This window comes from Anaeromonas gelatinilytica (genome assembly GCF_016820635.1).
GTDB lineage: Bacteria > Bacillota > Clostridia > Tissierellales > SIT17 > Anaeromonas > Anaeromonas gelatinilytica.
Genome location: NZ_WSFU01000138.1, coordinates 59,750 through 68,789, shown reverse-complemented (window position 1 = coordinate 68,789; position 9,040 = coordinate 59,750). Strand labels below are relative to the sequence as shown.

Here is a 9,040-nt window from a genome sequence, read left to right as displayed (position 1 = left end):
CATTGTAATTTTCCATTATTGAAAATGATATAGAGCAATTCCTACAGCTATACCTAAGTTAAGTGAATCTATTTTATTATTATGTTTAATATAAACACTTTGACCTACTTTTGAGAAGGATTTATCCAAACCTGATGATTCATTTCCAAAAATTAATGAATACTTTTTTCCTAAGTCTCTATTTAAAGACTTTAGATCAACTGCACTATTCAAAATAAATGTGTACAAATCCCTTTCTTCAAAGTTTTCTTCATATTCTTTAAAGCTATCATAATACTTAAAGTTAATTTGAAATATTGCTCCCATTGATGCTCTTACTACTTTGGGATTAAATACATCAACAGCCGGACTAACTATTGCAATATCAGAAATTCCAAAACCTAAACACGTTCTCATAATTGTACCAACATTACCCATATCACTGGGATTAACAAGAACAACATGATTCGAATATGAATCTAATTTTCTTTCAAACTTTTTAAAAATACCTATTACATTATAACTGCCTTTTGTTCTAATTCTTTCAATAACTTTGTTACAGTTTTGATTGACAGAAATACCATGTTCCTCACAAACATCAAGTAAAGCTTTTAAGCTACTTTGTTCTAATTTCTTATGTACCAATACACATTCAACTACAATTGGATTGTGTTTAATCATATCTATAGTAGCATAGGTTCCAAATGAGTATGAGTAATCCAATTTATTACTGTACTTTTTATACTTTCTATCTTTTGTCATTTAATCGACCTTCTTTCTTTTTAATTTAATCTTCTGTTCTATAATCGAATTTATTATCTTACACACATCATTAGAATGTGATTCTAAGAAGAAATGATCGCCATCTATTATATGAATTCTACTTTTACTATTTGAGTACTGGCACCACTTCTTCATCGCCTCTATGTCAATATCAGAATCGAATAAGCCACAAAAAATATCAATATCTGATTGCAATAATTTCATAGACTGAAAATAATATTTTGAAACAAGTTTAAAATCATTTTTTATGGCTGGATAAAAGAAATGTTCAAATTCTTTTGTATAAACTAACGTTTTTGATACTCTACCTTGAAGAACTAAATTATTTTTTAATTTATCATCTATCTGAGTATAGTCTCCCAAGTTTGCAAAATCTTTCGGTGAATAACATGCACCCACCATTGTACATAATGGCTTTAAGAAGTAATCTTCTTCTAAAATTAAAGCTGTATGGTAAGCTACTATACCACCTAGGCTATGTCCATAAATACAAAATTCCTCTGTCTGTATATCAAATGTTAGAATTTTCTCAACAACATCTTTTACTAATTCTTCAAAATCATCTGCTAACTTTCCTTTGAAATACTTACCATGGCCAGAGTAATCTAATGGTATTAATTTAATATTCCCAAAAGAAAACTTCCAATCTTTATAACTAAAGGAACTACCACCAGCAAATGGCAGTGCAAATATTTTAATATCCTTATTCATTTTTCCCCTCCAAAACTTTTATTAATATTACTTACTAAAATAATTCCACTATATAATCCTATTGAAAATATATTTCATTTATAAATAATGGATTGTCTATATTTAATTAGGTATTTTTTCAATATAATGTATTTGTATTCTACAGAACTCATATAATGATATTTTTTAGCAAATACAATCTTGAATATTTTAAATGTTACCTCTGATGCAGAATCATCATAAGTAAATACATTTGTACTTAAAAAACAATTTTTTAAAATATATATAACATTTTATTAATTGTTTTGTTTTTAAATTTATTACCTCTATATGTATAAAAAATGTTATATACTCTAATATAGCTTCTACACTAAAAAACACTTCATTAAATTCTTTTAATATCTTCAATCCTTACATTTATCTACATATGTATTATATTTTTTAAAGATCAATATTTTTCTCCTTAAAAGAACCAGTAATTTGGCTTCTTTTGATTCAAGTTTAAAGAGAATTGTAACTAAATCGTACTCAGAAATGATTTTTATAACTTATCACATTCGTATAATTTCGCTATTTGTTATTTATATTAATAAGTAAAAGTTTTTCTTTCTCTTTTAGCCACATATTCTATCCTCCTTATGATACATTACTGTATTCAGTTTACATGACCTTATAGTTTATTGTAGCGAATTCAAATTTTCTTTAGATTCGCTTATGTGTTTAATATGTCTCTGAATAAAGTGGCATATTCTTTTAACTTACTATTAAAAACATCTGCATGTGTTCCTGGTCCATCATAAATATTAAATCTTTGACTTGTTATTTGTTTTGCTTTTTCTATACTATCAATATTCATACTAGAGGTTTTTACATAGCAAACTTCACAGTTCACTTGTAAATTCCCTTCTAAAGTTGTTAAAAAATTAATATATGATTCAATGTTTCTTCTTATATCATCAAAGAAATCCTCGTATAATAAATCGAATTTATTTTCTATATAATACTCCACCTCTTCTTTAATTTCTTCATCACTAAATTTATCAGTAGTATCGGTCAAGTTAGAATCAATGGTAATAATTCGCTCTACTTCATATCCTAATTCTTCTAGTCTTTTTGCCACATGAAGAGCAACTCTACCTCCAACACAAAAGCCAAATAATGTATATGGTTGTGAATTATTTGAATTAATAATGTCATTAGCATATTTTTCAATGATATCTTCATCATGAATAAAATTATATGAATAAAAAGCGTAGTCTCTTAGTGTCTTAGATACATTATGATAGTATAATCCATAACCGAATAATGGAGGAAATGCAAATATACTCTTTTCAGCATCCTCATTAAAAATTAATTTAAGACGTAAAATATTTAGCCCAACATGATTACTAAGATAAATTGCTAATTCTTTTATGGTTAGTATTTCCATAGAAATCGGAACATTCAAATATCGTGATGAAATGCTATTAATTTTATTGTATAAAGAAACTAGTTTAAGGGAATTTCCTCCTAATTCAAAAAAATTGTCATTTATCCCTACCTTTTCAATACCCAATACTTCACTCCATATTTTCGCTAAGGTTTCTTCAACTGAATTTCTTGGAGCTTCATATTCCTCGAGAGCATCATTTATGTTTAGCTCTGGCAATGCACTTCTATCAAGTTTTCCATTATTATTTAGTGGCATCTTTTCTAATTGTTCAAAGTATGATGGAATCATATATTCTGGTAATCTTTCTTTTAGATAACTTTTCAGATCTGATTTAGTAGTTTCATTCTCACTTACCACATATGCACATATATATTTTTCCTTTTCTTTATTTTCTATTGTAACAACTGCCACTTCTTTAATACTTTCATATTCCAATAATCTATTTTCTATTTCACCAAGTTCTATTCTAAACCCTCTTATCTTAACTTGATTATCCATTCTCCCTAGGAATTCTATGTTTCCATCAGGTAACCATCTAGCTAAATCTCCTGTTTTATACATTCTTTCCCCAGGCTCAAAGGGATTCTCTACAAACTTTTCACTTGTTAACTCTGGTCTATTTAGGTAACCTCTTGTAACTCCATCTCCTGATATATATAATTCTCCAGGTACACCTATGGGTACAATCTCATTATTATTTAAAACATATAGAGTAGTATTTTGTATTGCTTTTCCTATTGGTATGTTTTTACATTTCATTTTTTTATCTACTGAATACATTGATGAATAAATAGTGGTCTCTGTTGGTCCATATAAATTTTGTAATTTAATTTTGCTAAATTTATTATAAAAATCATATACTACTTTTGTATTCAGTTCTTCTCCAGCAGCAAATAGATATTTTAAGCTATCAAGCCTACCTAAATCATTTTTTATTATTTCATTAAAAATAATTAGCATAGATGGTACAGCGTTAATGTGCGTCACTTTAAATCTATCTATTGAATTTATAATTGCATGTATATCTCTCTGATAATTTTCCTTCATTACTGCTAAACTTCCACATCCAATAAACCATCCAAATAATTCTGTTACTGATACATCAAATACATAATTGGTTTTTAATAAATATACATCATTATGCTCTACTGGATAATTCCTTTCCATATGAGTTAATAGATTAATAACATTATGATGTTCTACCATTACACCTTTGGGTTTTCCAGTTGTACCCGAAGTATATATAACATATGCTAAATCACTTGATTTATTTATTTTTTCTAGATTGCTTGAATCTTCATCAAATAAACTCTCTTTATATAGATCTATTATTTCACCTTTAAATTCTATATTATCAGCCAAACTTTTTTTACTTAATAATATATCACTTTTACTATCCTTTAACATATATTCAATTCTTTCTCTAGGATATTTTGTGTCTATGGGTAAGTAAGCTCCCCCAGCTTTTAGTATTCCTATTATTCCTATAATCATCTCTAGAGATCTTTCTAGCATTACTCCTACTATAGAATCCCCCTTAACTCCTTTATTCCTTAATACTCTCGCCAAACTATTTGCTCTGTTATTTAATTCTCTATAATTTAACCTCTTATCTTCAAACATTACTGCAATATTATCTGGTGTCTTTTCTACTTGAACTTCAAATAACTCATGTATTGTTTTATCCTTTGAATAATTCACCTTTGTATCATTAAATTCATATAGTATTTGATTTCTTTCTGCTTCTGATAGTAAGTCAACTTCACATAATTTTATTTCTTTATTATTTACTATGTTATCTAAGATTCTTACATAATGACTACTTAATCTTTCTATTGTTTCCTTCTTAAATAACTTTGAACAATACTCTATGTTAAAATTTAGAGTTCTATCATTTTCTAGAGCATTTAATATCAAATCAAACTTTGATATTTTGTTTCCATTATCATATTGCTTTAATGTAACATTATCTAACCTAATATTCTCTTTGGTTACTGTATCAGCCATATTAAGCATTACATCAAATAATGGATTTCTACTTGTATCTCTTCTTATATCTAGTTTTTCTACTAAAGTTTCAAATTGATAGCTTTGGTTTTCATATGCCTTTAATGAATTTTCTTTTACTTCTTTTAAGAAGTCTATATATTTCTTATTTCCTTCTGGCTTATTCCTCAAAGCTAATGTATTTACAAACATTCCCATGATGTTTTGTATATGTGCATGCGGTCTTCCTGCTACTGGTGTTCCTACTACTATATCTTCTTGTCCACTATATTTTGACAGAAGGATATTAAAAACTGATAGTAATACCATATGCATTGTAGTTCCTGTTTCTTTTGTAAGTTTTCTTAATTCTAATGTTGTATCTTCTTCAACTTCAAAAGTTATACTATCTCCTTCAAAGCTTTGAACAGCCGGCCTTTCGTAATCTGTAGGTAAGTTTAATACTAGTATTTCATCATTAAATCTATTAATCCAGTATTCTTCTTGTTTCTTCATAGTTTCTGACTTTAAGAAGTTATTTTGCCATGCTGCAAGGTCTTTGTATTGGAGCTTCAAAGGTTCTAAGTCATCTCCATTATATAAACATTTAAATTCTTTTATTAATATACTCATTGATATACCATCCGATATTATGTGATGCATATCTATTAATAAGTAAACATTTTCTCTATTTTCTACAAACTCTACTCTAAATAATGGTGTTTTTTCTAGATTAAATGATCTTATGAATTCATTTATTATATTATCTATTTTCTCATTATCACTTCTTTCTCGTAGCTTAAACTCATATGACTTATCTAGTTTTTGTACTATTTCGCCTTCTACAGTTTCAAAATATGTTCTTAGTACTTCATGCCTTATAACTAGCTTTCTAAATGTTTCTTCTATCTTATCTTTGTTAACTTTTCCTTCTAACTCAAAAACTACAGGCATGTTATATGCTATGCTATCTCTATCAAACTGCTGAAGCATGTACATTCTCTTTTGAGCTGAAGATGTTTCATAGTATTCTTTTTCTTCTATTTTCTCTATTTTTGAATAAGGATTTTCTTCTGCACTTTCAATATACTTACTCAATTCTTTTATTGTTGGTCCTTTAAATAGTTCTTCTAATGGTATTTCTTTTTTTAGTTCTTTATGAATTTTAGATATAAGAACCATTGCCTTTAAAGAGTGTCCTCCTAATTCAAAGAAATTATCATTTATCCCTATCTTTTTAACTCCTAATACTTCACTCCATATTTCCACTAGCTTTTCTTCTACTTCATTTCTTGGGGCTTCATATTCAATTAAAGTTGCATCTAAATTTGGTTCTGGAAGTGCTCTTCTATTGAGCTTTCCATTAGCTGTTAGTGGCATCTTCTCTAATTTCACAAAGTAAGCTGGAACCATATACTCTGGCAAACTTTCTTTTAGATAGCTTTTTATATCTAACTCACTTATTTCTTTTTTGCTTATTACATATGCACATATGTATTTTTCTTTTTCTTTATTTTCTTTTACTAAAATTGTTGCTTCTTTAATATCTCCGTGTCTTAATAACCTATTTTCTATCTCTCCAAGCTCTATTCTAAATCCCCTTATTTTAACTTGATTATCTATTCTTCCTAAAAACTCTATATTCCCATCTGGCAGCCATCTAACTAAGTCTCCTGTTTTATACATTTTTGTACCTGGTTCAAAAGGATTGTCCACAAACTTCTCATCAGTTAACTCTGGTCTATTTAAATACCCTCTTGCTACTCCATCGCCACCAACAAATAACTCTCCATAGATTCCTATTGCACTTAATCTATAGTTTTTATCTAATATATAAGCTGTTGAGTTGGATATAGGTTTTCCTATTGGTATATTAGAACTATATTCCTTTTCAATTAGATAAGCTGTAGAGAATGTTGTATTTTCAGTTGGTCCATATCCATTTACAATCTTAAGGTTTGTAAATTGTTTTTTAATTAAACTTATATACTTTGGTGATAAAACATCTCCACCAACTAATAAATATCTTAGATTCTTAAATACATTTATATTTTCTTCAGCTATTTGATTAAATAATTCAGATGTTAACCATAATATTGTAATTTTATTTTTAATTACAAACGTCTCTAAAAGTTCAGGTAGTATAATTGTCTCATTTTTAGCTAAATATAACTCTAATCCATTAAGTAATGCTCCCAAAACCTCAAAAGTTGATGCATCAAATACCATAGAACCAGTTTGAAGAATTTTATCATCATCTCTAAATTCTACATAGTTTGAATTCTTAACTAATCTAACAACATTTTTGTGTTCAATCATTACTCCTTTAGGATTACCAGTAGTTCCTGAAGTGTATATAACATATGCTAAATTACTTGAAGTATTTATTCTATCTAAATTTGTTGATCCATTTTTAAATAACTCTTCATTAAATAAATCAATAACTTCACCATCAAACTTTATATTTTCTACTAAAGTATTTTCACTTAACAATACCTTACTTTCACTATCCTTTAGCATATATTCTATTCTTTCTTTTGGATAGCTCGGATCTATCGGAAGATATGCTCCTCCTGCTTTTAATATCCCCATTATCCCTATTATCATCTCTAGAGATCTTTCTACCATTATTCCTACTATTGTATCTGCCTTAACTCCTTTATTTCTTAAAACTCTTGCAAGATTATTTGCTTTTTCATTTAATTCTCTATATGTCAATTTTTCATCTTCAAATACTACTGCAGTATTATCTGGTGTTTTCTTAACTTGCTCTTCAAATAATTCTTGTATTGTCTTATCCTTTGGATAGTCTGTTTTTGTATCATTGAATTCATATAGTATTTGATTTTTCTCTTGCTCTGATAATATATTAATGTTTTCTATATTAATATTAGGATTGTCTAATAAACTCTCTATAATTCTTTCTAAATAGTTTCCTAACTTACTAACTATTCTTTCATCCATTGATAAACTATTAAAATTAAATTTAAACTCAATTCCATCAAAAGTTAATATTTCTAAAGACATGTTATAGTTCGTTTGCTCTATAATTGAAAAGTCTTCTATCACCAGCACATTTTCTTTATTTGTATTTAAATCTAATGGATAATTTTCTATTGAAACTATAGAATTGAAAAGTTTTTCATCTGATCTTATACCACAATAGCCTTTTATATCAACTAATGATGAGTTCTCAAAATCTTTTCTTTCATTAAGAACTAAATCTAATTCATGGATTAAATTTATAAATGTAGTATTATTATCCGATTTCACCCTTAAAGGAATTGTATTTATAAATAGTCCTACCATATTATCTATTGATTTAATACTATCTGGTCTTCCAGATACTGTTGTACCAAATATAACCTCATTTGTATTATTAAGTTTTTGAAGTAGTATGCTCCATGCCCCATATAATATTGCTGATAATAAAATCTTATTTTCTTTAGAAAAATCTTTGATTTTATTCGCCTTATTTTCATTTATCTTATATGATATTTCTTTATAATTTCCTACTTCCTTACAACTAAAGCAATCACCTTTATCATCTAAATTGTATAGATAATTTGACCAGTATTTTTTTTGTTCATCTTTATTCAGATTATTTATATATTTAATAAATTCACTAAACTTTGTTTTATTAACTTTTTTAATATCTTTACTCTTATACAAACAAGTATATCTCTCCATTAATTCTTTTAAAATTATTCCATTACTCCAACCATCATACAAAATATGATGATTACTTATAATCATCTCATGGATATTTTCATCTAACTTACATAAATAAATCCTTAAAGTCTCCCTCGTTATATCTATTCTATTATTTAAATCCTTTGATTTAATATTTTCTATTAATTTATGTTTATCTATTTCACCTGAGAAATCTATATACTGAATCGGAACTTCATGTTTTTTAAGAACAATTTGTACTGGTTTATCTATTCCTTTCCATCTAAAAACTGTTCTTAGCATTTCATTATTTTCTATTACAGAATTCCAAGCTTTCTGCATTAAATCTATTTTTATATCCCCTTTAATAGTCAAGCTTAATTGTTCATGATATTCTGTACTTAATTCATCACTAATATAATGAAATAATATCCCATGTTGTAAACTAGTTAATGACATAAAATTCTCTATATTATTTCTATCTAATTTATTTTCCAT

The 9,040-nt window shown here is 27.1% G+C and carries 3 protein-coding genes; all 3 read right to left on the bottom strand.

Annotated features, from left to right (window positions below; all coding sequences use genetic code 11):
- Nucleotides 1-15: 15 nt before the first annotated feature.
- The 3 genes from GOQ29_RS13780 to GOQ29_RS13770 all read right to left on the bottom strand — a co-directional run bounded on the left by GOQ29_RS13780 (nucleotide 16) and on the right by GOQ29_RS13770 (nucleotide 9,040).
- Nucleotides 16-741: a TrmH family RNA methyltransferase gene (locus GOQ29_RS13780; protein WP_203373249.1), complete on the bottom strand. Its 726-nt coding sequence runs from the start codon at nucleotides 739-741 to the stop codon at nucleotides 16-18.
- A complete protein-coding gene (locus GOQ29_RS13775; RefSeq protein WP_203373248.1) occupies nucleotides 742-1,473 on the bottom strand; it encodes a thioesterase II family protein in 732 nt (243 codons plus the stop codon).
- A 691-nt stretch (nucleotides 1,474-2,164) separates the two neighbouring features.
- A complete protein-coding gene (locus GOQ29_RS13770) occupies nucleotides 2,165-9,040 on the bottom strand; it encodes a non-ribosomal peptide synthetase (RefSeq protein WP_207750723.1) in 6,876 nt (2,291 codons plus the stop codon).

Excerpts from the sequence above, each read along its gene's own strand:
- GOQ29_RS13780 (WP_203373249.1), bottom strand. The coding sequence starts at position 741 with ATGACAAAAGATAGAAAGTATAAAAAGTACAGTAATAAATTGGATTAC.
- GOQ29_RS13775 (WP_203373248.1), bottom strand. The coding sequence starts at position 1,473 with ATGAATAAGGATATTAAAATATTTGCACTGCCATTTGCTGGTGGTAGT.
- GOQ29_RS13770 (WP_207750723.1), bottom strand. The coding sequence starts at position 9,040 with ATGGAAAATAAATTAGATAGAAATAATATAGAGAATTTTATGTCATTA.